Here is a 21,639-nt window from a genome sequence, read left to right as displayed (position 1 = left end):
GCCGACTGCCCCGCATGAGCGACGCGTTCGGGATGGGGCGGGGCCCGGCGGGTTTGACCCTCGACCTTGTCGAGGGCCCAGAGTTCCAGGTGTGGAGAGCGAGATGCGCAGTATCGGGGAGATGGCGCGGGACAGCGGACTGAGCGTGAGTGCGCTTCGGTTCTACGACCGGGCCGGTGTGCTGGCCCCCGCCTGGGTGGATCCGGTCAGCGGCTACCGCTGGTACGGCCCCGAGCAGCTCGACGAGGCCCGGTTGCTGGCCCGGTTGCGCCGGGCCGGTGTGCCGCTGACGGACATCCGGCTGGTACTGGCCGGCTGGTCCGCCCCGGACACGGACCTGGTGCGGGGGCTCCTCCAGGCCCACCTGCGCCGTCTCGAACGGGTGCTGTCCGACGCCCGCAGCGAGTTCTCCACGCTCCGAGCCCTACTCGACCACAGGGAGAACCCCATGACGTCGCTCCGCACCGCCACCGTCCGGCTGTCCGTCCCCGCGCCGGAGCTGGCCGCCGCGCTGGACGCGGTCCGTTTCGCGGCCGGTACCGACCCGGAGCTGCCGATGCTCGGCGGAATCCTGTTCGACATCGAGGGCGAAGAACTCCGCGTCGCGGCCACCGACCGCTACCGCATGGCTGTCGCCCAGGCAGACACCGCCGGACACGGCGGCCCCCGAGTCCAGGCCATCGTGCCCCTCCCGCTCGCCGACGCGATGCGGGCCCTGCTGAACGGCGGGGAACCCGTCGAACTCACCGTGGACGGTGACCGCGTGACGCTGGCGGCCGGGGACCGCCAGGCGGCCGGCCAGTGCCTCGACCACGACTTCCCCGACTACCGCCGCCTCGTCCACCTGCCGGCCGGGCGCCGGGCCCTCGTCGACACGGCGGCCTTCAGGGAGGCGCTCCGGACCGGTCCGGTCCGCGCGAGCGAGGTGCGCGGACAGGACGGTGTGCCTTGCGACGTGAGTGTGCTCAGGGTGGCGGACGACGGCACGGTGGCCCTCTGCGAGGACGCTGACGACGAGCAGGGCAACGTCGGCGTCAACCGCGAGTTCCTGCTGGACGCGCTCGCGGCCGGGGCCCGGGACCGGCTGATCCTGGAGTTCGGCGCCCCCACGGCACCCCTCGCGATCCGCCGGCCCGACGACGAACCGGCCTTCTCGATCCTGATGCCGGTCCGCCTGGACAACTAGCGTGGTCCCCACGGCCCGCAGTGCCTCTCGGTGACGGCAGAGCCGCCGGAGACGCGGGGGCGGCGCCGCCGAGAGGGGGCGTACTCCGTCGGCCTCAGCGCGTGATCCGGTCGATCACCAGGCGCTCGAAGAGGTCGTCGTCCAGTTGGTGCTGCTCGACCGACCGGTGCGCGGCCGCCGTGTCCCCGTTCCAGTCAGTGATGACGTCCTTGTTGAAGTCGATCAGGCGGTGTACGTCGTCCGGCGTCAACTCGGGATGGAACTGGCATCCGAAGACCCGCTCGCCGAAGCTCAGTGCCTGGACCGAGGTGTGCTCGTTGCGGTACTCGATGCGCACCCCGTCGACCTCCTCGATCTGCGGACTGATTGCCTGATAGTGGAACGACGGCACGACACGATCGTCGTGGTCGCCGCCCCCGCCGCGGTGGCTGTCGCCGGCTCGGCTCACCGGGGTCAGGCCGACCTCTATGCCCGAGGTGCCGATGATCGAATCCGGACGCAGTGCCTCGGCGATCAACTGCGAGCCGAGGCACACGCCGATCACCGCGGGGCCCGGGCTTGCGGGCTCGGCGCCCCCGTCGCGCTTGTCCGTGTCCGCGATGAGCTCCCGCACCAGCCTGATGGTCGCGCGCATCCACTCGGCGTCCGAGTGCACCGAGGTCTGGCCTCCGGTGAACACATACGCCAGGGTCGGTCGGGGCAAGCGCCCGGCCGCATCGGCCGCCTCGGCCGGCAGGTTCAGGCGGCCACAGCTCAGGCCGGCCCGGGTCAGTCGTTGCTCGATCCGGTCGGCGTAGTCGAGACCGTCGTAGATCAGCCCGTCCGCGACACAGATCAGCACGTCCACCGGCATGCTCTCCCCTTTACCCGAAGAACCTCGACCACAGGCTGGCCCCCGCGTCCACGCACTGGACGAAACTCAGGATAGCCACGATCGTCACAGCCAGGTTGACTCGCGTCACCCGGCGCAGCTGCTCGTGCTCCAGCTTTCGTTCCACCGCGCGCCGCGCCATTTCGAGCAGGGTGTCGGTACGCTCGCGCACCTTTTCGGTCTCCCACGCCTTCAGCACGCTGTCACGCATCTTGAGGACGTGGAAGTCGTAGCTGAACGTGGGCCGCACCAACGCCTGGTAGTCGGCACGCAGCCGTTGTTCCAGCCTGATGAGCAGTTCGGGGTCTTCGTCCAGGGCCGATTCGCGGATGATCCGTTCCGCGGCGTTGGCGGAGTGTTCCAGCCGGGCGTAGTGCACGTTCAGCTGACCCAGCAGGTGCTCAAGCTGGCCGAGCGTGTCGTGAGGGTTCCGGGCGGCCAGCAGGAAGAAGGCGTACCCGGGGTAGAAGAACTCTTCCGGCCACGTCGATTCGGAGGGGATCGGCTCGGCGGAGCGGGGGTAGATCAGGTGCCGTAGGGAATCGGAGAGCATCGCCCGGCCTGGAGCCGGGTGGCTGGTGCTACCCGCGTAAGCGAGGTTGAAGTAGGGCAGGACCGTGGGACACGGCGGCCCCTGTCGGCATCGGTCGGACATCGCGGTGAGGGCCGGCAGCAGCTCGTCCCTGATGCGCGCGGTGACATCGTCGCGGCCCTTCGGCCCGAAGCTGTCCATGAGCTGCTCCCGCCGTACCTCGGACCACCCGTCGGCGATGCGCATCTGCACGGCCACCGAGCCGTAGCCGTCCGGGAACAGAATGCCGGTGACCTTCACTTCCACCGGGAGCAGCGCCGCTTCCTGCACGATCGTCGTCAGCCGCGCGTGTAACGCGTCGGAGCCGGCGAGGTGCGTGAGCAGGTTGACGGGGGGATTGCCGAAGGTGAGCGAGCCACGCAGGAACTGGTCCAAGGACCGTTGCACCACCGTGAGGCGCCCCTCCGGCTCAAGCGTGCCGTCCGCCGGAACCGCGAAGCTGGGATGATCCGTGAGCGACACGGACCCCGGATAGAAGGGCCCGGTCAGCAGCAGCAGGGCGTCGCCGCAGAAGTCGACGTCACCCGGCTCCGCAGGCGGCGGCCCGACAACCACACGGGCATGCGGCAGCTCCACTCCGTCCGGTGCCCCGCCCTTCTCCTGAACAAGTTCGGACCCGTCCATGCGACCGTCCCCCCGGCGATTCAGACATCTCGACGGTGCAGGCTACCGTCACTTCGAGGTCCGATACAGGCATCCGATGGGGCTCGTTGCCCGCCCGCATCCCGCCTCACCCATGAGGGTCCGTCGGTCCCGAAGACCTCCGGCAGCAGGCCGCGGGTGCCGTCGCCCGCCAAGCTGCCAGCGCTCAGTCCGGCTCGACGTGGACCCGCACGGCTGGACCGGGCTGTCTCAGGGGTGGGGACAACCGCCGGCCGGGCCGCAGCCATCCGTCGGCACGTCTTGGAGATGCCCGCACCCTTCGTTGCCGACGCCCTCGCCACCACCAGGTCACCTCCGCCGAGCTCGCCTCGTAGACCGTGAACGCGATCCCCCCTGCTGCCTCTTGACAGGCGTACTCGAGCCCCTGGGCCCTTCCGCGTTCCCGAAGCCGGGCGGTGCGTGGGCCGACGCACGGGGGTGCTCACGTACCACACGGCAGCGATTGGAGGATCTGTGCCGGCTCCGGGTGCCGCGACCAGGCGTGTGGTGGACCGCGCGTGGCACAAACCCACCAGTCGTCGGACGGCGGCAGGGACATCGGTTACTCGTTGGAACAGGTCGCCTCCGTCGAGCAGGGCCGCAGACCGGCGAAGGCGGCCTTCACGGAGGCCGCGGAACACGTCCTGGACGCGGGCGGGGCACTGCGGGTGCTCCAGGGCGACGTGGACCGGGCGAAACTCCCCCTCTTCTTGCAGGACTTCGCCTCGCCGGAGGCCGAGGCCGTCAGCCGCTTCTCGTACGACCCGATGCCGGTGCCGGGCTGTTGCCGAAGGCTCCCTTCACCGGATGGTGGGCGCAGATCCGTCATGTGGCACTCGCGGCCAGGTGGTTCCGGAGCGTTCACCGGCGGAGGTCGCCAAGACGCCAGGGGCTTCAGGCCTCGACGCGCAGCCAGGTGTCGCCGGTGCGGAGCCAGAGGGTGCCGTCGCGGCCCTGGCCGCAGTGCTTGACGACCCGGCCGGGTACGTCGAGTGTGCGGCGGTCGGCCACGGTCCAGGCGGTCCCGTCGAACTCGGCGCGGGTGAGTTCGACGGTCCGCTCGTTGTGCTTGCGGCGGGTCAGCACCGCCCGGTCGCCGCGGACCGCGAACCCGTCAGGGTCGCGCACGGGGCTGCGGTGGCTGGTCACTTCGCCGGTGGACGGGGTGATTCGGGTCAGGTGGGTGCCGGACCGGCTGCCGGAGTACCAGACCAGCCACACCCTGTCTCCCTCGGTCGCGGCCGTGCAGCCCTCCAGCGGGTGGTCGGGCAACCGGCCGCGAGGGTGCCATGTCGCGCGGCCCTCGGTGTTCCAGCCCGCGAGCCCGGCCGCGGACTCGGGGTGGCCGCCGTAGATACCCTCGTCCCCGTAGGCCGTCCAGATGCCTCCGCGGCGGTCGGTCACCAGGGCGGGTATGTCGTCACCGATGCAGAACTCGCCCTCGGGCGTTCCCGAGGCGGAGTACACCACGGCGTTGGGCTCCCAGGCGCCTTCGGTCCCGCCCCGCCGTACACGGCCGCTCACCAGCAGGAACCGCGAGTCCGGGAGCAGAGCCAGGTGGCTGGGCCGTATCCGGACGTCCTCGACGAGGGTGCGCCGCTCCCCCTGTCCCGTGACGGTGACCAGCTCGCCGGTGAACGGGCCCTTCGGCCCCCACCCGACCCACCCTTTGACATAGGGGCTGCGCTCCAGGTACCGCCGGTGGACCAGCATGACCGCGAGTTCCCCGGCCGGTCCGACCGTCCACCACAGGGCTTCGTGTCCCCGCGAGACATCGGCGGAGGGCAGGCTCCACGCCTCCTGCACGGCGGCATCGGCATGGGCATTCATCGCGTGACGTGACATCGGAACGGTCACCTCGGGGACTCCGGGGGCCGACGCCGCCCGAAGATCCCCACCCTACCGATGGTGGGCCCGGTGTCATACGGGTTTGTGTACGGCCGTTGTACGGGTCCCTGAGCCGTGCCCTGGGTCCTGCGGGCCGCGTTGGTCATAGCCCCGGTGGCGTCCGGGGTGACGGGCGCCGCGGTGGGTGGTGTGGCGGGGCGTCCGCTTCGGCACGGAAGGGCGTGGGAGCGTGAAGACGGTACGGGACAGGCGGAACAGTCGCACGGCGAGGGCGAAGGACGAGGGACCCGACCTGCCGGGTGTGTGGTCGGCGTACGGGGTGCTGCTGCAGTACCTGCGGAAACGGGCCGGGTTGAACCAGCAGCAGCTCGGGGAGGCGATCGGCTACTCGCTGGAGCAGGTGGCCTCGGTCGAGCAGGGACGGCGCCCGGCGAAGGCAGCGTTCACGGTGGCGGCGGACCGGGTGCTGGAGGCGGGCGGCGTGCTGCAGGTGCTCCAGGATGAGGTGGACCGGGCTAAGTTGCCGCGGTTCTTCCGGAACTTCGCGGTCATCGAGGCGGAGGTGGTGAGCCGCTTCTCGTACGATCCGCTGCTGGTGCCGGGGCTGTTGCAGACGGAGGCGTACGCACGGGCCGTGTTCGCCGGGCACTGCCCGCCGCTGAGCGAGGAGATCGTCGACCAGCACACGGAGGGGCGGTTGAGTCGGCAGAAGCTGTTGGCTCGGGTGCCGCTTGCCGAGTTGTCGTTCATCATCAGTGAGGAGGCGCTACGGAATCCGGTCGGCGACACGGAGGTCATGCGCGGGCAGTGGCAACACCTGCTGGAGGTCGGTACGTTTCGGAACGTCGAGGTGCAGGTCATGCCTGCCAGGCCCGGGTTCCACTCCGGTCTGAACGGGCCGTTCGTGGTGCTGGAGACGAAGGAGCACCAACACCTCGGGTACATCGAATCTCAGGAAGTCGGGTGCGTCGTGCAAGACCCGGCGGAGGTCAGCGCCTTCGGGTTGCGGTATGGCAAGCTGCGATCGCAGGCTCTGAACGCTGTCGAGTCTGCGCGGCTCATCGAACGGCTGGTGGGAGAGACATGAGCGTGGAGCAGGTATCCGGGAACGTGGACGGGCTGCGCTGGTTCAAGAGCAGCTACAGCGGGTCGGGGGGCGGCGACTGCGTGGAGGTGGCCGCCGGTGTGGACGCCGTGTACGTAAGGGACTCCAAGGCCGTGGACGGCGGTCCCGTGCTGCGGGTCGGCCGGGACGAGTGGGCGGCGTTCGTGGCGCTCGCGGCGGAGTAGAGCCGAGCAGGCCCGTTGGCGCAGGCGGTCGATGATCTCAGTCCGGGCAAGCAGACCGATGGTGTAACGGATGCCCTGGCCGGTCCCGTGGGTCGCGTGAGGGACGCGTCGAAGACCGGGCAGCGGCGGACGGCCCTGCCGCCACTCCGCCGGGCCAGGACGCCCTCCTGGTGGACGCCACGCGTTTCGCACGACCGGGAGCGCGCGAGCCGGGCCCCGACAACTGCTCCAGGTGCTCCAGCTTCCCCTGGAGAAGCAGGCGGCGTACGCAGAGACGTTCCGCCGCCTCGGCGCCTTCGAGGTGCTGCTCGCCAAGGCCGACGGTCTGGGCAGGGGGTTGGTGAGCGATCTGAACGATCGGCTTGCGGCGGGTGGGCTGACCGCCTGGCCTTCAGGCGGGAGGGGTCCCCGGCCCGCGGTGAACCGCCGGCCGGGGGCCCCTTGACGCGGTCCGTCTGCGTCAGCCGTCGGACTCCGACGACGGGATGTAGGCGCCCGGTACGTCCTGGGGCGCGAAGATCCTGTTCTCGCCGGGGTAGGGCTTCTTCCAGTCGTGCGTCTGGTACCACGTGAAGTGGTTCATCTGCGCGGGGTTGGCGAAGTCGGGCACGGCGCTCGGCCCGGTCAGCCGCTGATGCGACTTCCACTTCTCCCACTGCGCCGCGATCGCCTGCTTGTCCGCCGGCACCTTCGCCGACGGCGCGGCGGCCGCGGCCGGGTCCTGCGGTGCGGGGGTGTCCACGCCGCAGGCGGGCGGGGTCGACAGGCCCGCGGTCAGCGAGGTCCGGTTGGGCAGCGCCTTGAAGGGCGTGAGGTCCGGGTGCCCGGTGAACGCCGCCCGCATCGGGCTGGCCGCGCTGTCCTTCTGGTTCATCGGGTGGATCCCGAGGATCTGCTCGATGGTCCGGATCATCGTGATCTGGGAGTAGTAGTGGCTGTCCACGGCGCCGTGCCGGGCCCAGGGGCTGATGATCTGGACCGGGGCGCGGTGGCCGTCGACGTGGTCGAGGCCGGCCTGGGAGTCGTCCTCGACGACGAAGACCGCCGAGTCCTTCCAGTACCTGCTGTGCGAGATCTCGTCGACGATCCTGCCGGTCGCGAGGTCGTTGTCGGCGACCTGGGCGGCGGCGTTGGCCGGACCGCCGGTGTGGTCGCTGGAGAGCCAGAACATGTTCAGGTTCGCCGGGCCGTTCCTCTCGAAGTCACGCTTCCAGATCTGGTACCGGTAGACGTCCGGGATGCTGGTGTCGAACTTCGGGAAGCCGTGCACCGACACGTCGTTGAGGGACGGGATCGGCGACGACGAGTCCAGGGGGTAGGCGGTGTCCTGCCCGGTCGCCTCCATGTTCTTGGCGTCGCAGTACAGGTTCTGCCAGCTCGCGCCCGACGGCTTGGTCAGGAACTGCTGGAACTCGCCGAAGTTCCGCACGGACTTCCCCGCCGCCTGCGCGCCCGTCCACAGGAAGCCGGTCCGCTGGTGGCCGAGGGCGTCGTCCTCGGTGTCGTAGCTGCGCGCGTACTCGCCGGCCGAGGACTCGGTGTACTCGGGATTGTCGGCCTGCATCAGCCAGTTGTGCCCCTCGGCGGAGTTCGTGCCGATGTCGTACGTGTTGTCGTACAGCCCGAACTGCCGTGCAAGGGCGTGCTGGTTCGGCGTCACGTTCTCGCCGAACTCCGCCAGCGACGCGTCGCCGTCGCCCTCGGGAACGTCACCGAGGACCTGGTCGTAGGTCCGGTTCTCCTTGACGATCAGGAACACGTGCTTGATCGTCGAGGGGTCGCCGAGCCGCGCGGGGACCGGCACCGGCCTGGCGTGGGTCCTGCCCCGGGTCAGGGTGACGGCGCCGCCGTTCCAGCCGTTCTGCCGGAAGACCTTGGCCGTCTCGGACCTGATGACCCTGTCGTCCGGCAGCGTGAACCGCTGCACGCTGGAGGTCGTGTCGTGGGTGCCGTGCCCGGCGCGGTCGGTGGGGCGGCGTGCGTCGACACCGCGGGTGTTGGAGACCACGACCTCGTCGCCGACGGTGGCGATCTCCGCGGGGAAGTAGTCCGTGGGGAGCAGTCCGACGTAGCCGACGGGTTCCTGCGGGGTCGTGTACCGGTAGACGGCGACCGCGTTGGCTCGCCCGAGCGTGACCAGCAGATGGCCGTCGTCGGTGAGCGTCACCGCGTCGGGCTCGTAGCCCACCGACGCCTCCGGCCACGGCTGGGTGGCGATCGTCTGCACGACCTTGTCGCTGCGGGTGTCGATGACCGACACGTCGTTGGTGGCGGTGTTGGTGACGAACAGCGCCCCCTTCTTCGCGTACAGGGCCGTCGGGTGCAGACCGACGTCGATGCTCTCGACGGCGGCGTCCGGCTTCCCCGGGTCGATGACGCTGACCGTGCCGGTGGTGGTGGCGGCGGTCTTCGGGTCGGCCGGCACCTGGGTGTGGTAGGAGTTGATCGTGGTGTCGCCGGGCTTCGCCGGACGCCCGCCCTCGTTGCTCACGTAGAGCTTGCCGCCGGCCTCGACCATGTCGCGCGGGGCGTTGCCCACGGCCCAGCTCCGCTCGACGGTCCCGGTCGCGGCGTCGATGGCGACCACGCGGTTCTGGCCGTTGACGGCGGAGTACACGGTGGAGCCGTCCGGCGAGAACACCGCCTCGCCCACCAGCGCGTGCCTGGGCCCGTCCGCCGGGATCGTGACGGACGTCGGGTCGGAGACGCTGCCGTCCGGGTTCACGGTGAACCTGGTGTAGCCGTCGGCCTGGCCCAGCCACAGCTGCGAGCCGTCGGGCGAGTAGGTGGGTCCCTCCTGGCCCACGGCGTTGCTGCGGATGCGCAGGTCCGCGGACGCGGAGGTGCCGACGAGCTGCTGCACCGTCCAGTTCTTCAGGTCGACGACGGACAGCGCCATCCCGCCGTCGGTGACCGAGGCCGCGAGGTGGGTGCCGTCCGGGCTGACCGAGGACGACATGATCTTGCCGTTGTCGACGACGAGGCGGTCGCCGTACGGGGCGATGTACTGGTCGCTGGAGATGACCTGGCCCCGGTCGGTGATCTGGCCGACCTGGTCGGTGCCGAACTGGTGCGTCTGGGCGAAAGCGGTGCCGACTGCGACCAGGGCGAGCGCGGTCGTGCCTGCCGTCAGCAGGGGTATCCGGCGGCGGACGCGTCTGGCGAGAAAGCCGGAATGCTCCTTCTCGACACGCCTGCGGCGGCGTGTTACCTGCATGGAGTTATCCCTTCGCGGTGGTGGAGAGCAGGTCGACGTTCCCGTCGAACTGCCAGAGCGGGTTCGGCGTGTCCCCGTTCGGGGTCCGCACCAGGAAGTAGCCGTTCACTTCCTTCGGTCCGTCGCCGTCGGCCACGAACCGCCCGTCGGCGGTAATGTCGAGCTGGTAGACGGCCGTCCCGGGGGCCGTTGTGCCGGGGAGGTGCCAGGAGACGACGCAGCGCCAGTCGTTGCCCGGCCCCTCGGCGTCGAGCTGGCCGGCGCCCTTGTTGCACGCCGCCGTGGCCCGCAGCTGCGCCTCGGTGACATCGGAGCGGTTGAGCTGCCGGGTCTGCAGACGGTAGAGGTGGGCGAAGGCCGTGGCGACCGACCGCTGCACCTTGTCCTGCTCGATTCCGGAGCCCGTGGACGGGGTCGCCACGGCGACGACCGTGACCGTGAGGGCGAGCAGTGCGGCCGGCGGCAGGAGTCCGGCGGTGATCGCGCGGCGCCCGGAGCCGTCGTAGGCCGGGTTGGTGAAGTCGCGCCGTACGAAGAGCAGATAGGCCAGGGCGGTCGCGGTCACCGCCCAGACCAGGGCGACCACGACGCCGATCAGCAGCGGGCCCAGCTGTGCCGGGCGGGTGAACAGGCCGTTCCAGGCGATGAAGGCGTAGCCGGGCAGGGCGAGTCGTACGGCGACGGGCAGCGGCAGCATCTGGGCGAGCTGCATGGCGAGCGCGACGACCGCGGGCAGCAGCAGTCCCATCGGGGACCGTCCCAGCGCGACCGACCCGAGCAGTCCGATCGCGGCGAGGGCCAGGGTCGGGGCGAGCGCGCACGCCCAGGCGAGGAGGACCTTCCCCGCGGCGTCCGACGGCGTCAGCAGGTGGCCGTCGAGGCCGGCCAGTGGACGGTTGCCGACCGCCAGGAGCCCGCCGGCCGTGCTGGAACAGGCCAGCCCGGCCACGAGCAGCAGGATGACGGTCAGGCTGGCCAGTGCCTTCGCCGCGAAGATCCGCCGGGGCGAGCGGACCGCGACCAGCAGATGGCGCCAGGTGCCGAGCCGGTCCTCGGAGGCGAAGACGTCGCCGGCGACCACCGAGGTCAGCAGCGGAAGCGCCCAGGTGCCTGCGAAACCGAGCACCACCAGGGGCCCGGCCCATCCCGTGGCGTGCATCCAGCGGCCGAAGAGGGTGTCGGTGGGGAGTGTGCTCTGCCGGCTGACCGCGGCGACGAAGAGCGCCGGCGCGATCCAGCAGGCGAGGACCAGCAGGCGGATCCGCCACTGCGCGACAAGCTTGACCAGCTCGAAGCGGTAGCCGCGGGCCACTGGGACGCGGGGCGCGGCGGGAGCGCGGTCGTCGACGGTGGTCGCGGTCATCTGCCGGCCTCCTGCGGCTCGGTGAGGGCGAGGAACGCGGCTTCGAGCGGCGACACCACGGGGGTGAGTTCGCGCAGCGCTATGCCCGCGTGCACGAGCCGCACCACCAGGTCGTCGAGCGCGGGGATCAGCGCGCGCACGACGAGCCCTTCGGCGTCATGCCGTGCGGGGGCGTCGTCGACGACGCGGATCCCGGCCGTGCCGGCGGCCACCCCGCGGGCGGCCCGCGGGTCGGAGGTCAGCAGCCGGTAGTCGAGTTCCCGGTTCTCGGCGGCCAGTTTGCCCAGCGGGCCGGAGAAGACGATCCGCCCGGTGGCGATGATGGTGACCTCGGAGCACAGCGCCTCAAGGTCGTCCATGCGGTGGCTGGAGAGCACGACGCCGGTTCCGTCCGCCGCGAGCCGGGTGAGGACACCGTGGACGTGTCTCTTGCCGGCCGGGTCGAGCCCGTTGGCGGGTTCGTCGAGCACGAGCAGCCGGGGCCTGGCGAGCAGGGCGGCGGCGAGCCCGAGCCGCTGGCGCATGCCGAGGGAGAACCCGCGGGTGCGGTCGTCGGCGACATCGGTGAGCCCGACCTGGTCGAGCACGTCGTCGATTCCCGCGGTCCGCGCGTCGCTGCCGCGGAGGGCGGCCAGCGCGGCGAGGTTCTGCCTGGCGGTGAGCGAGGGGTAGAGTCCGGGCCCGTCCACGAAGCCGGCGACGCCGTCGGGAGCGGCCGGCGCGCGCCCGGCCGGCGTGCCCAGGATCTCAAGTCGGCCGCTGTCGGCGACGGCCAGGCCCAGCAGCAGCCCGAGCAGGGTCGTCTTGCCGGCGCCGTTCGGTCCGGCCAAGCCGTGGATCCGCCCCCGCGCCACATCCAGATCGATGCCGTCGAGCGCGACAACGTTGCCGAAGCACTTGGTGATCCCGCGGGCCCGCACTGCGGGGAGTGTGTCCATGAGTCCCTTCTTTCGACGCCTCCAGGGAACTTAGGGACGGCACACGACGCGGGCGGTCACGGCGGATTGAACGTTCGTGGAACAAGAGGCGATCGGCATCCGCCGCGGGATGGACCGGGCAGGTGCCTGCTCGTCTGACGCCCGGCGCGACCCTATCCGTGGAGAGGCGTGCGGGAGCGGCGAGTTCCGGCCTGATCGGCCGTGGACGGGCTCACCGGGGCGGCGGACCGAGTTCGGCGCGGATCTCCTCGCGCACATAGGCGCCCTGGCGGACGAGTTCGCGTTGGACCCGGGCGGCGGGCACGGCCCGTGGGGCGCTGTCGAGGTGGATCGCGAGGGCCGCGCACACGCCCGCCGCCTGTCCGGTCGCCATGGCGATGGGCATCACGCGGTACGAGGAGTGGGCCACGTGCGTTCCCGAGATGCACCGGCCCGCGACGAGCATCCGCTCGGCGCCCGTGGGGAGCAGACAGCGCAGCGGGATGTCGTACATGCTGCCCCGCGGCACGCGCCGCAGCGTGGTGCCGGTGCCGCGGGGGTTGTGGATGTCGACGGGGTAGGCGCCGTGCGCGATCGCGTCCGGGAAGTGCCGCGCGGCCAGGATGTCGTGGCCGGTGAGCTGGTAGTCACCCAGGATGCGGCGGGTCTCGCGGACCCCGACCTGTGTCCCGCTCTGCACGGCGTAGGAGCCTTCGAAGCCGGGGACGCGGGTGCGCAGGAAACGGTCGATCTGAGCCATCTGACGGCGTGTCATCCACTCGGCCCGGGTCAGGTCCCACACGCTGGTGCCCAGCGCGCGGGTGATGCGGGTGCTGTTGACGCTGACCTCGCGGGGGTGCGGGGTGGCGAAGAAGAGGATGTCCTCCCGGGGCAGATCCAGTTCACCCGCCTCCGCGGCCTCCTGGACGAGGTCCCACAGACCGTGCACGCCGCGCCACTGGTCGGGGTGTGCACGCACGTAGGCGGCGAACTCCGGCTGCAGGAAGTCCACCACGCGGAACATCAGGGTCATCGGCTGCACCAGCCCGTCCTCGGGCCGTCCGATCTCGTACGGGGCTCCCGCCGCTGCCGCCAGGTCGCCGTCCCCGGTGCAGTCCACGACCACCCGCGCGTCGATGACGACCGGACCCGACTTGGTCTCGAAGACCACCCGCCAGCCGTCCTCCAGCGGGAGCGCCGCGGACGCGAAGGCGTGCAGCAGCAGCCGCACCCCGGCCTCGTCCAGCAGGTCGAGGGTGACGAGTTTGAAGACCTCGGGGTCGAAGGGCACGGTGTAGCCGGTCTCCACGGTGGGAGGGACGGCGCCGCCGCGCCGGGTGAGCCGGCCCAGCAGCCGTGACACGGCCCCACCGACCACCGGGTCGCCCCGGCCGTGGTCGGGCGGGAGCAGGCGGGTGGTGTCGCCCCCCACGGCCTGCCGCATCTCGTTGTGGAAGGACATCAGCGGCATGACGAGGGCGACGGTCGCGTTGCCGCCGAGGAATCCGTAGCGTTCGACGAGGATCACATCGGCCCCGGCGTCCGCGGCGGCGAGCGCCGCGCCGAGCCCGGCCGGCCCGCCGCCCACCACGAGCACGTCGACCGCGCCGCCGTACGCGGCCGTGCGGGGCGGCAGAGTGACGGTGTGCGGTGGGTCAGGTGGGGTCAGGATCGGCATCGGCTTCCCCGTCCGCAGGGGCGAGCACTTCGGCGCTGAGGTGCGGCACGGCCGCACGGTGGCGAGGCCCGGCCCGCGCAGCTTCCAGGTCCGCCAGCAGCGCGTCGCAGCGGCCCCACGTCGTGCGGGACAGGTCACGCAGTTCCGCGACGCGCGCGGCGAGCGCTTCACGCCGCCCCGGATACTCGTCCCACAGCCGGTCCACCTCTGCGATCAGCAGCCCGGCCTGTTCTCTCGCCACCCCGACCAGCGCCGGGGCCCCCAGTCTGCGGGCGAAGTCGAAGACCTTCCCCGCGTAGGGAAGCGGCAGGAACGGCACGCCGGCCAGGGCGGCGAAGATCAGAAAATGCAGCCGCATCCCCACGGCCAGGTCCACGTGCCGCATGAACCCCAGCAACTGCGCGGGCCGGTACTCACCGTGCAGGATCCGGCAGCGGTCCGGGGCCGTCATATGGGACAGGACCGCGTGCGCGTGGCGCACGTCCTGCCGCTCCATCGGCATGAACACCACATGCGCATCGAGGCGTCGCACCAGGAAGTCCCCCACATCGGCGAGCAGCGCGTGGTAGTCGGACACATCCAGATGCTCGGCCGCCCGGCCGGGCTCCCGTACGGACATCGCCACCAGACGCGGGCCGCACGGGATGCCCTCGTCCCGCAGCATCCGCCGGGTGAACTCCTCCGGCGCGAGCATCATGGCCGGGTCCGCGGTGACCGTGATGTCCCGCTCGACACCGGCCCCCTCCAGGACCAGGCGGGACTCGTCGTCGCGTACCACCACGTCGTCCATCGCCGCCAGGACGGCACGTACCGTGCTGAGGTCGTCGGGCTCCCGGAGCGGTCCGGCGCCGACGGCGTAGGCGAAGGTGCGCACGCCCGCGTCCTGTGCCACGCCCACCGGCCGCAGATAGCGGCGGGCCTCGCTGTCGTAGAGGATCCCGCCGCCGCCGAGGACGAGCAGGTCGAGACCGGACACCGACTCCCGGATCTGCTGCTGGCTGATGCCCTCCCACCCCGTCACATGGTCCGCGCAGCGGTGATGTGCGGTGGTGTGCGCGGGGTTCCTGCTGAAGACGACCAGCCGTGCGTCCGGGCGTGCGGTGCGCAGGCGGCCGAGCACACAGGCCAGGATGGACTCGTCGCCGAGGTTGAAGCCGCCGTACGAGCCCAGCACTCCGATCACGGGCGCCTGCACCGCACCCGTCGCCATGCCTACGTTCACAGTCGTGTTCCCTCGTTCGTGCACGCCGGGTACCCGTATGTGCGGGGACCCATCCGTCGACCAGGGAGGCTCATTTTCAGAGGTCGCGAGAAGGAATTACCTCATAATCCAAAGCCGAGGCCGCCCGACAGTCGCCATTCACGAGGCAGGGGTGACCGGCCTACGGGGAGTGAGGGGCGCTTTCCATGGCCGGGGTGCCCGGCGTCCGGGCGCCGTTGGCCGTTTCCACGGACCGTCCCTGCGCGTGCGCTGTAGCGTGAGCCACACGGGTATGGAGGGTGGGATCACACCGGCACCCCCCGCGCGCCACGGGTGACCCAGCTCCGACGCCACCACCGTTCGATGGAGGCTCACATGACCACCAAAGCCACCGGCAGCTACCAGATCACGGGCTGGGACGAGAAGCCCTACTCGGAGGATGCCGGCGCCCCGAAACTCACCAAAGCCCATTTCACCAACGTCTTCAGCGGGGGCATCGAAGGACAGGGCGCGGCGGAGACGCTCATGGTCTACCCCACCGACAGCAGTGCGAGCTTCGTCGGTCTGCAGACCGTGACCGGCTCCGTCGGCGGCCGGAAGGGCAGCTTCGTGCTCCAGCAGGAGGGGACCTGGGAGGGCGGTGTGGCCAGGGCCGACTGGTTCGTGGTACCGGGGTCGGGAACCGGGGATCTGACCGGTCTCACCGGCAAGGGCGGCTACACCGCGCGTCCTGACGGGCAGTGCGATGTGACCCTGGAGTACGACTTCGGGGCGTGACCCGGCGGGAGCCGCCGGGGCGGTCGGCGCCGAGCGCCCGGGCCTTGCGGCCCGGGCGCTCGGCCGTGCCGCGGGCAGGCCCGCGGTCCTCAGTCGGGGAACTGGGCCCACAGTTCCCGCTCTGCGCGCGAGGGGGGCAGTCCCGGGACGACGCGCTCGGGATGCCCTGGCGGAGGGTCCGCCGCATACGGGCCCGGCGGGTACGGGCCCTGCGGGTACGGGCCCGGCCACAGCAGGAGCGCCGTCTCGGCGCGGTAGTGCCCGAAGAGCCACGTGGTGGCGAGGAGTCCGGCCACGAGATCGGTGCGCAGCCGGCTCATCGCCCGGCGTACCCGGGGCCGGACGGCGCGGCGGCCGGCGGGCCGCCACCGGCCCTCGGCCGCCCGTGACGGCCGGCTCATCTACCCGACCGGCCGGCCGGCCCGGGAGCGCCTGGTGCGCAGATGCTCGACCACGTAGGCGGCGTCGTCCTTGACCCACCAGATGAGCCCGGAACCGTAGGAGTACTGGCACTGGAGGCCGAGGAAGTAGAGGCCCGGCTCACCGGTGACCCCGCGATCCTGGACCGGCACCCCGTTCTTGTCCATGACCGAGGGACCGATCCAGCTGAAGTCGTAGCGGAAACCCGTCGCCCAGACCACTGCGTCCACGTCGGTCGTGTCCCCGTCCTCGAACCGCATCGTCCGGCCCTCGGCGGCGACGGTGCGTCCGGCGAGCGTGAAGCCGTGCCGTTTGGAGAGCGTCGTGAGGCTGGGGCCGACCAGCAGTGTCTTCTTGTGCAGCCGGTCGCGCTCACCGATGAGGGGTTTCTTGATGATGCCGAGTTTGTCCCCCCACCAGTGGATGCCGATGCCCAGGAAGCGGCGGCCGAGGTGGGGCAGCGGAGAACCCTGGGACAGGACGACCCGATGGGTCTTCGCCAGTTCCGTGGCGATCTGGGCGCCCGAGTTCGCGGCGCCCACGACCAGGACCCGACGGCCCGGAATCTGGCGGGGGTTGAGATATTCGCCGGAGTGCACCTGGAACACCTCGTCGCCGACCTTCTTCGAGAGCGGCGGCGTGTTGCCGAGCCTTTGGGCCCCGGTGGCGACGATCACGTGCTCGGCCTCGAAGGAGCCCTGGTTCGATTCGAGGAGATAGCCACCGCCCGGGCGCCTGGTGAGCGACGTGACCTCGGTGCCCAGCCGGACGGGCAATGCGTTTGTGCGCGCGTACTCCTCGACGTAGTCCGCCATCTCGTCCTTGTCCGGGAAGTGCTGGCGCCGGCCGGGAAAGCGCAGGCCCGGCAGTTCGCAGTACTGGGCGATGGTGAACAGTTCCAGAGAATCCCAGCGTTTGCGCCATGCGTCGCCGACCCGTTCGCCCGCGTCCAGAATCAGGAAGGGTATGCCGGCCTTCGCCAGAAAGTATCCGGCCACCAAACCCGTCTGGCCTCCGCCTACTACGATCACCTCTGCGCGTTCCGCCATGATCTGAATTCCTCCTCGGCCCGGCCGCTGGAGGGCGAGCGTAGTGACGCGTGCACCGAATTCCTGCTCAAGACTGCGCACGGCCGCCGGAAACACTTACGGGCGGACCGAAGGCCCGCCCGTACACCGTGATCCGGCACCCCGTCAGCGCTCCTCGGACTCCTTCGGCCGCGTGGCTTCCGCCTCCTGGACGGCGGGCGCGGGCGCCGACTCCGCCGACTCCGCCGACTCCCCCGCCGCCTGCGCCGCCGGCTTCTTCTTGCGCCGCCCCATGCTCGGCATGGCACGCACCGGAACCTCCTTGAGGAACAGCGTCGCCACGAATCCGATGAGCACGATGAACGTCGCCGTCAGGAAGACGGTGTGCAACGCGTCGGCGAGTTCGCCCGGCGGCGCCGAGCCGGCACCGGTGGCCTCGCGGCCCAGTCGCGACGTCAGCAGCGAGCCCAGCAGGGCCAGGGACACCGGACCGGCGATCATCCGCCAGAACTGCATCTGGCTGGTGCCGACGCCGATCATCTCCTTCGCGACCGCGCTCTGCACCACGATCGTCGCCATCGGGAAGGAGATGCCGATGCCGATGCCCAGCATGATCATCGCGATCACGGTCGAGGCCCGGCCGCTGCCGGTGTCCACGGTGGACAGCACGAACAGGCCGCTCGCGATGAGGGCCATCGCGAGCGCGCCCAGCACCCGGTACCGGGGTACCGACGTGATCGCCTTGCTGGCGAACGGCGGCACGATCATCAGGGCGAACATCATGGGGCTGAGCAGGCTGCCCGCGAAGGTGGCACTGGATCCGAGCACCCCCTGCATCAGCAGCGGCACGTAGAAGATGGCACCCATCATGGCGAACGCGGTGAAGAACGACATGATCGCCAGCGTGGTGAACTGGTTGCCGCGGAACAGCGACAGCGGCACGATCGCGTGCTCCGCGCGGCTCTCGGCCATGAAGAAGCCCACCAGCAGCACCACGCCGCCGAGCAGCAGGATCAGCACCTCGGCCGAGGTCCAGGCGTGTCCGTCGCCCGCCAGGCTCAGCCCGATGAGGATCGGCACCAGGCCGGCGACCAACAGGGCGACCCCGAGGAAGTCGATGTCCCGCCAGCTGTAACGGGACCTGACGTACGGAACGCCGGCCACGATCGCGATCACCGCCAGCAGCAGGATCGGCACATTGATGTAGAACACCCAGCGCCATTCGAGGTTGTCGGTGATCGCGCCGCCGATGGGCGGGCCGATCACCATGCTCAGCCCGGAGACGCTGAAGAAGATCCCCTGTGTCTGCGCCCGGCGCTCGGGCGTGTAGATGTCGGCCACCACGGTGTAGATGTTGGCCATGAGGATGCCCGCGAACAGGCCCTGGACGCAGCGGTAGACGACCAGTTGGGTCATGGACTGGGCCGCCCCGCACAGAAAGGACGCCGCCAGGAACCCGATCAGGCCCGTGAGCAGGAACGGCTTGCGACCGAAAAGATCACCGAGCTTTCCGGCGACCGGCAGCACCACCGCCGCCGCGACCGAATAGCCGACGCCCACCCAGGAGTAGAGCCGCAGCCCGCCCAGATCATCCGCGATCTTGGGCATGGCCGCCCCGACGACGGACAGGTCGATGGATGTCAGCGCGAGCGCCAGCAAAACGCCGACGGTCGCTATCACTCTGTTTCGAGGTAAAATTCCCGCGGGTCCGTCCTTCTGCAGGACTGCCATTCCCCTACCTCCTCGATCAACGCGCGCCGATGCGCGTTGGCGAGAATGTCGGTCCGGGAAGGGCCTGTCAATGGCAAGTTGAGCGCCATCGCCACTCAATTGTGAGCGGCGCACGTGCGTACCGGCGCCTACGTTCGGTTCATGACCGAAAACGCCCAAGTCCCGCCGACGGTCCCCGAGCTCATCGTCGAACGCGCCGCGAAGAAACCGGAACATGTCGCTCTGGTTGTGGACGGCGGCAATTCCCTCACATACGGAGAGTGGATACTCACTTCCGGCGCCCTCGCACGGCGGCTGGAATCACTCGGCACGCGCCCCGGTGACCGGGTCGGCCTGCTCTACGACGAGGCGGACTGGATCGAGTACGCGATCGGGCATGTCGCGGTCTATCTGGCCGGCGGCACGGCCGTCGCCCTGTCCACCCGGCTGACGGACGCGGAGATACGGCGCCGGCTGGCGTACTGCGAGGCCCGCGGGGTGCTGTGCGGCGCCGGCACCCGACCGCCGGACGGCGCCTGGTGGATCGCGTCCGGTGCCGAACGCCCCGCGCCCGGGCGGGAGTTGCCCCACCCCCCGGCGGTCCGCAGTGACGATCTCGCCGACATCCTCTACACCTCCGGCACCACGGGCAGCGCCAAACCCGTCGCCGTCAGCCACGCGAGCCTGACCTACCCCACCTTCGCCTGGGGGCATCTCTTCCAGGACGTCGGGAGCATCGTGTGCGCCGTACCGCTCGGCACCAACGCGGGCCACAACGCGCTGATCCTGGCGCTGACCACGGACTCGGCCATCCATGTGCTCAGCCGGTCGCAGTCCGGGCACATCGCCGCCACCATCGCCGGGCTGCGCCTGGAACTGGCGGTGCTACCGCCCGCCGCCGCCATCCGGATGCTGGCCGACGGCGTACTCGACGCCTACGACCTGACCTGTCTGCGGATGCTGATGTTCGGCTCCGCCAGCGTGCCGCTCGGAATGGTGAACAGGCTGTCGCAGGCGCTGCCCCGAACCCAGATGATCATCGGCTACGGCTCCACCGAGTCGGCCCCCGCGCTCACATCGCTGATCACGCAGCCGTGGCACGAGCACAACGACCCGGAGTACTACCGCCGGCCGGAATCGGCAACGGTCGGCGAGCCACGACGCGAGACCCGGGTGAAGATCATCGATGCGGAGGGGCGCGTCCTGGGGCCCGGGCGGGTCGGCGAGATCTGTCTGTACTCCACCGCGCCGCAGCGCTCGTACTACCGCGATCCCGAGGCGACCGCGCGCGTGTTCCGGGACGGCTGGACCCATATGGGCGATCTCGGCTCGCTCGACGAGGACGGGATCCTGACCTTCCACGACCGGGCCGCCGACATCGTCACCCGCGACGGCCGCGCGGTCTCCTCACTGCGCGCGGAGCAGGAGCTGTACTGGCATCCCGACGTGGTGGAGGCCGCGGTGTTCGCGGCGCCCGGCCCGGACGGCGGCACGCTGATGGTGGCCGCCGTGGAGCTGCTCCCGTCCCGGTCCGCCGACGGGCTGCGGGACTTCCTCGCCGAACGGCTCACGGCCGAGGACCTGCCCGACCGGGTCGTCGCCGTCGACGCGCTGCCGCACGGGCCGATCGGCAAGGTCCTCAAGCGGGAGTTGCGCGGAACACGACGCTGGTACTGATCCCGCCGAACCCGAAGCTGTTGGACAGGGCGTGCCGCAACGGCACGCCCTTGGCGGTGGGACCCACGAACCGGTGCGCGGCGTCGACCGGGCGGGTCAGCCCCACGGTCGGATGCACGAAGGAGTCCCGCAGCTGGATCAGCGTCGCTACGGCCTCCACCACGCCCGCGGCCGACAGACAGTGGCCGGTCAGCGCCTTGGTGGCGTTGAGCCACGGCCCGGGAACGCCGAAGACCCGGCGCAGCGCCTCCAGTTCGGCGGCGTCGCCGAGCGGCGCGCCGGTTCCGTGGGCGCTGACGTAGTCGATGGCGGCGGGCGGCAGGCCGGCCCGGTCGAGCGCGGCGGTCATGACGGCCGCCTCGCCGTCCGCTGAGGGGTCGGCCAGCCGGTTGGCATCGAGCCGCTGGGCGTAGCCGCACAGTTCGGCGAGCGGGTGCACGCCGCGCCGCGCCGCGGACGGCTCGGATTCCAGGACCAGCACGGCGCAGCCCTCGCCGGGGACGAAACCGCGGTGGCCGCTGTCGAACGGTGCCCCGAAGGCCGCGGCGCCGCCGTCACCGGTCGCGGCGGCCCGCAGATTGCAGTAGCTGCGCAGTTCCATCGGCGACAGCTCGGTCAGCGCCCCGACGACGAGGCACACGTCCAGCGCCCCGCACTCGATCAGCCGGGCGCCCTGGATGATCCCGACGTTGCCGCTGGCCGACGCACCGCCGACGGTGAACCCCTCGCCCCGGATGTCCAGCAGCTGGCTGAGCGTCCCCACATGGTCGGTGTCCTGGTAGTGCAGCGCGAACGTGGGCGGCAGATAGGCCGGATCACGGGCATACCTGGCCTGTTGCCGCCAGGCGTAGCCGCCGGTCAGATTCGAGCCGGCCACGACGACGCCTGTGCGCCCGGGCGGCGCGGGTTCCCGGGCCAGACCCGCCGACGTCCACCCCTGCAGCGCCGCGACGGTGGCGACCTGGACGCCGTACGGCGAACGCCCCGCGGTCCGCCGCGCGGTGTCGAGCAGGGGGGCGGGCAGGCCCTCGCAGGCCGCCAGGGCGTCGGACAGCACGAAGCCGTGGATCACCGCGGCCCGGTCCGGCCAGCCCGCCCCCTCCGGCCGGCCGCCGCCGACGCGGGTGACACCCGTGCGGCCGGCGCGCAGGGACGCGCCGAACGCGGCCGGGTCCCCGCCCGCCGCGCACACGACGCCGAAGCCGGTCACCAGGGTTCCCAC

General features: G+C 71.1%; 18 protein-coding genes and 1 pseudogene. 7 read left to right on the top strand and 12 right to left on the bottom strand.

Annotated features, from left to right (window positions below):
• Positions 1–103 precede the first annotated feature (103 nt).
• Positions 104–1,186 carry a DNA polymerase III subunit beta family protein gene (locus ACZ79I_RS32190; protein WP_471502049.1) on the top strand — a complete coding sequence of 361 codons (1,083 nt, stop codon included), beginning with the start codon at positions 104–106 and terminating at the stop codon, positions 1,184–1,186.
• Between the two features lie 94 nt (positions 1,187–1,280).
• Here the strand turns inward: ACZ79I_RS32190 and ACZ79I_RS32185 are convergent, their stop codons facing one another.
• Together ACZ79I_RS32185 and ACZ79I_RS32180 are read right to left on the bottom strand one after the other, a co-directional pair.
• Entirely contained in the window at positions 1,281–2,039 is a 759-nt protein-coding gene (locus tag ACZ79I_RS32185; RefSeq protein WP_471502047.1) for a type 1 glutamine amidotransferase, read from the bottom strand.
• A 10-nt stretch (positions 2,040–2,049) separates the two neighbouring features.
• On the bottom strand, positions 2,050–3,273 hold the full coding sequence (locus tag ACZ79I_RS32180) for a hypothetical protein (protein WP_471502045.1): 1,224 nt from the start codon (positions 3,271–3,273) through the stop codon (positions 2,050–2,052).
• 536 nt (positions 3,274–3,809) lie between these two features.
• On the opposite strand from ACZ79I_RS32180, the pseudogene ACZ79I_RS32175 reads away from it, so the two are divergent.
• Positions 3,810–4,073: pseudogene (locus tag ACZ79I_RS32175) on the top strand (hypothetical protein); the annotation flags it as partial.
• A gap of 112 nt (positions 4,074–4,185) precedes the next feature.
• Here the strand turns inward: ACZ79I_RS32175 and ACZ79I_RS32170 are convergent.
• Positions 4,186–5,136 carry a hypothetical protein gene (locus ACZ79I_RS32170; RefSeq protein ID WP_471502043.1) on the bottom strand — a complete coding sequence of 317 codons (951 nt, stop codon included), beginning with the start codon at positions 5,134–5,136 and terminating at the stop codon, positions 4,186–4,188.
• 322 nt (positions 5,137–5,458) lie between these two features.
• On the opposite strand from ACZ79I_RS32170, the gene ACZ79I_RS32165 reads away from it, so the two are divergent.
• From ACZ79I_RS32165 to ACZ79I_RS32155, 3 genes are all read left to right on the top strand, one after another.
• Complete coding sequence (locus tag ACZ79I_RS32165; protein WP_471502041.1) at positions 5,459–6,226, top strand: helix-turn-helix domain-containing protein; 768 nt, start codon at positions 5,459–5,461, stop codon at positions 6,224–6,226.
• Positions 6,223–6,429: a DUF397 domain-containing protein gene (locus ACZ79I_RS32160; RefSeq protein WP_471502039.1), complete on the top strand. Its 207-nt coding sequence runs from the start codon at positions 6,223–6,225 to the stop codon at positions 6,427–6,429. The genes ACZ79I_RS32165 and ACZ79I_RS32160 overlap by 4 nt, the downstream gene beginning before the upstream one ends.
• Positions 6,430–6,661: 232 nt before the next feature.
• Complete coding sequence (locus ACZ79I_RS32155; protein ID WP_471502038.1) at positions 6,662–6,874, top strand: hypothetical protein; 213 nt, start codon at positions 6,662–6,664, stop codon at positions 6,872–6,874.
• Positions 6,875–6,889: 15 nt separating this feature from the next.
• On the opposite strand, the gene ACZ79I_RS32150 is transcribed toward ACZ79I_RS32155, so the two are convergent.
• The 5 genes from ACZ79I_RS32150 to ACZ79I_RS32130 form a co-directional block, all read right to left on the bottom strand.
• Positions 6,890–9,646, bottom strand: a complete 2,757-nt coding sequence (locus ACZ79I_RS32150; RefSeq protein WP_471502036.1) for a bifunctional YncE family protein/alkaline phosphatase family protein — start codon at positions 9,644–9,646, stop codon at positions 6,890–6,892.
• 4 nt (positions 9,647–9,650) lie between these two features.
• A complete protein-coding gene (locus ACZ79I_RS32145) occupies positions 9,651–11,009 on the bottom strand; it encodes an ABC transporter permease (RefSeq protein ID WP_471502034.1) in 1,359 nt (452 codons plus the stop codon).
• Positions 11,006–11,947: an ABC transporter ATP-binding protein gene (locus ACZ79I_RS32140; RefSeq protein ID WP_471502032.1), complete on the bottom strand. Its 942-nt coding sequence runs from the start codon at positions 11,945–11,947 to the stop codon at positions 11,006–11,008. Before ACZ79I_RS32140 ends, ACZ79I_RS32145 begins: the two co-directional genes overlap by 4 nt.
• A 211-nt stretch (positions 11,948–12,158) precedes the next feature.
• Complete coding sequence (locus ACZ79I_RS32135; RefSeq protein ID WP_471502030.1) at positions 12,159–13,604, bottom strand: FAD-dependent oxidoreductase; 1,446 nt, start codon at positions 13,602–13,604, stop codon at positions 12,159–12,161.
• Positions 13,582–14,826 carry a polysaccharide pyruvyl transferase family protein gene (locus ACZ79I_RS32130; RefSeq protein WP_471502028.1) on the bottom strand — a complete coding sequence of 415 codons (1,245 nt, stop codon included), beginning with the start codon at positions 14,824–14,826 and terminating at the stop codon, positions 13,582–13,584. The genes ACZ79I_RS32135 and ACZ79I_RS32130 overlap by 23 nt, the downstream gene beginning before the upstream one ends.
• A gap of 354 nt (positions 14,827–15,180) precedes the next feature.
• Between ACZ79I_RS32130 and ACZ79I_RS32125 the strand changes: the two genes are divergently transcribed.
• Positions 15,181–15,582: a DUF3224 domain-containing protein gene (locus tag ACZ79I_RS32125; RefSeq protein WP_471502026.1), complete on the top strand. Its 402-nt coding sequence runs from the start codon at positions 15,181–15,183 to the stop codon at positions 15,580–15,582.
• Between the two features lie 89 nt (positions 15,583–15,671).
• Here the strand turns inward: ACZ79I_RS32125 and ACZ79I_RS32120 are convergent, their stop codons facing one another.
• The 3 genes from ACZ79I_RS32120 to ACZ79I_RS32110 all read right to left on the bottom strand — a co-directional run bounded on the left by ACZ79I_RS32120 (position 15,672) and on the right by ACZ79I_RS32110 (position 18,761).
• Entirely contained in the window at positions 15,672–15,983 is a 312-nt protein-coding gene (locus tag ACZ79I_RS32120; RefSeq protein ID WP_471502024.1) for a DUF6059 family protein, read from the bottom strand.
• The gene (locus tag ACZ79I_RS32115) at positions 15,984–17,051 is read right to left on the bottom strand and encodes a flavin-containing monooxygenase (RefSeq protein ID WP_471502022.1); all 1,068 of its coding nucleotides are present in this window, start codon (positions 17,049–17,051) and stop codon (positions 15,984–15,986) included. It lies immediately after the preceding gene.
• Between the two features lie 144 nt (positions 17,052–17,195).
• Positions 17,196–18,761, bottom strand: coding sequence for an MFS transporter (locus ACZ79I_RS32110; RefSeq protein WP_471502020.1), 1,566 nt, complete (start codon positions 18,759–18,761; stop codon positions 17,196–17,198).
• A 141-nt stretch (positions 18,762–18,902) separates the two neighbouring features.
• Here ACZ79I_RS32110 and ACZ79I_RS32105 point away from each other — a divergent pair, with 141 nt between their 5' ends.
• A complete protein-coding gene (locus tag ACZ79I_RS32105) occupies positions 18,903–20,417 on the top strand; it encodes a class I adenylate-forming enzyme family protein (protein ID WP_471502018.1) in 1,515 nt (504 codons plus the stop codon).
• Here ACZ79I_RS32105 and ACZ79I_RS32100 read toward each other — a convergent pair.
• Entirely contained in the window at positions 20,380–21,639 is a 1,260-nt protein-coding gene (locus ACZ79I_RS32100; protein ID WP_471502016.1) for a beta-ketoacyl synthase N-terminal-like domain-containing protein, read from the bottom strand. The genes ACZ79I_RS32105 and ACZ79I_RS32100 overlap by 38 nt on opposite strands.

The sequence above is a fragment of the Streptomyces sp. PSU-S4-23 genome (genome assembly GCF_055632315.1).
Note: the sequence above shows the minus strand (reverse complement) of the source record. Positions and strands in the feature narration are given on the sequence as shown.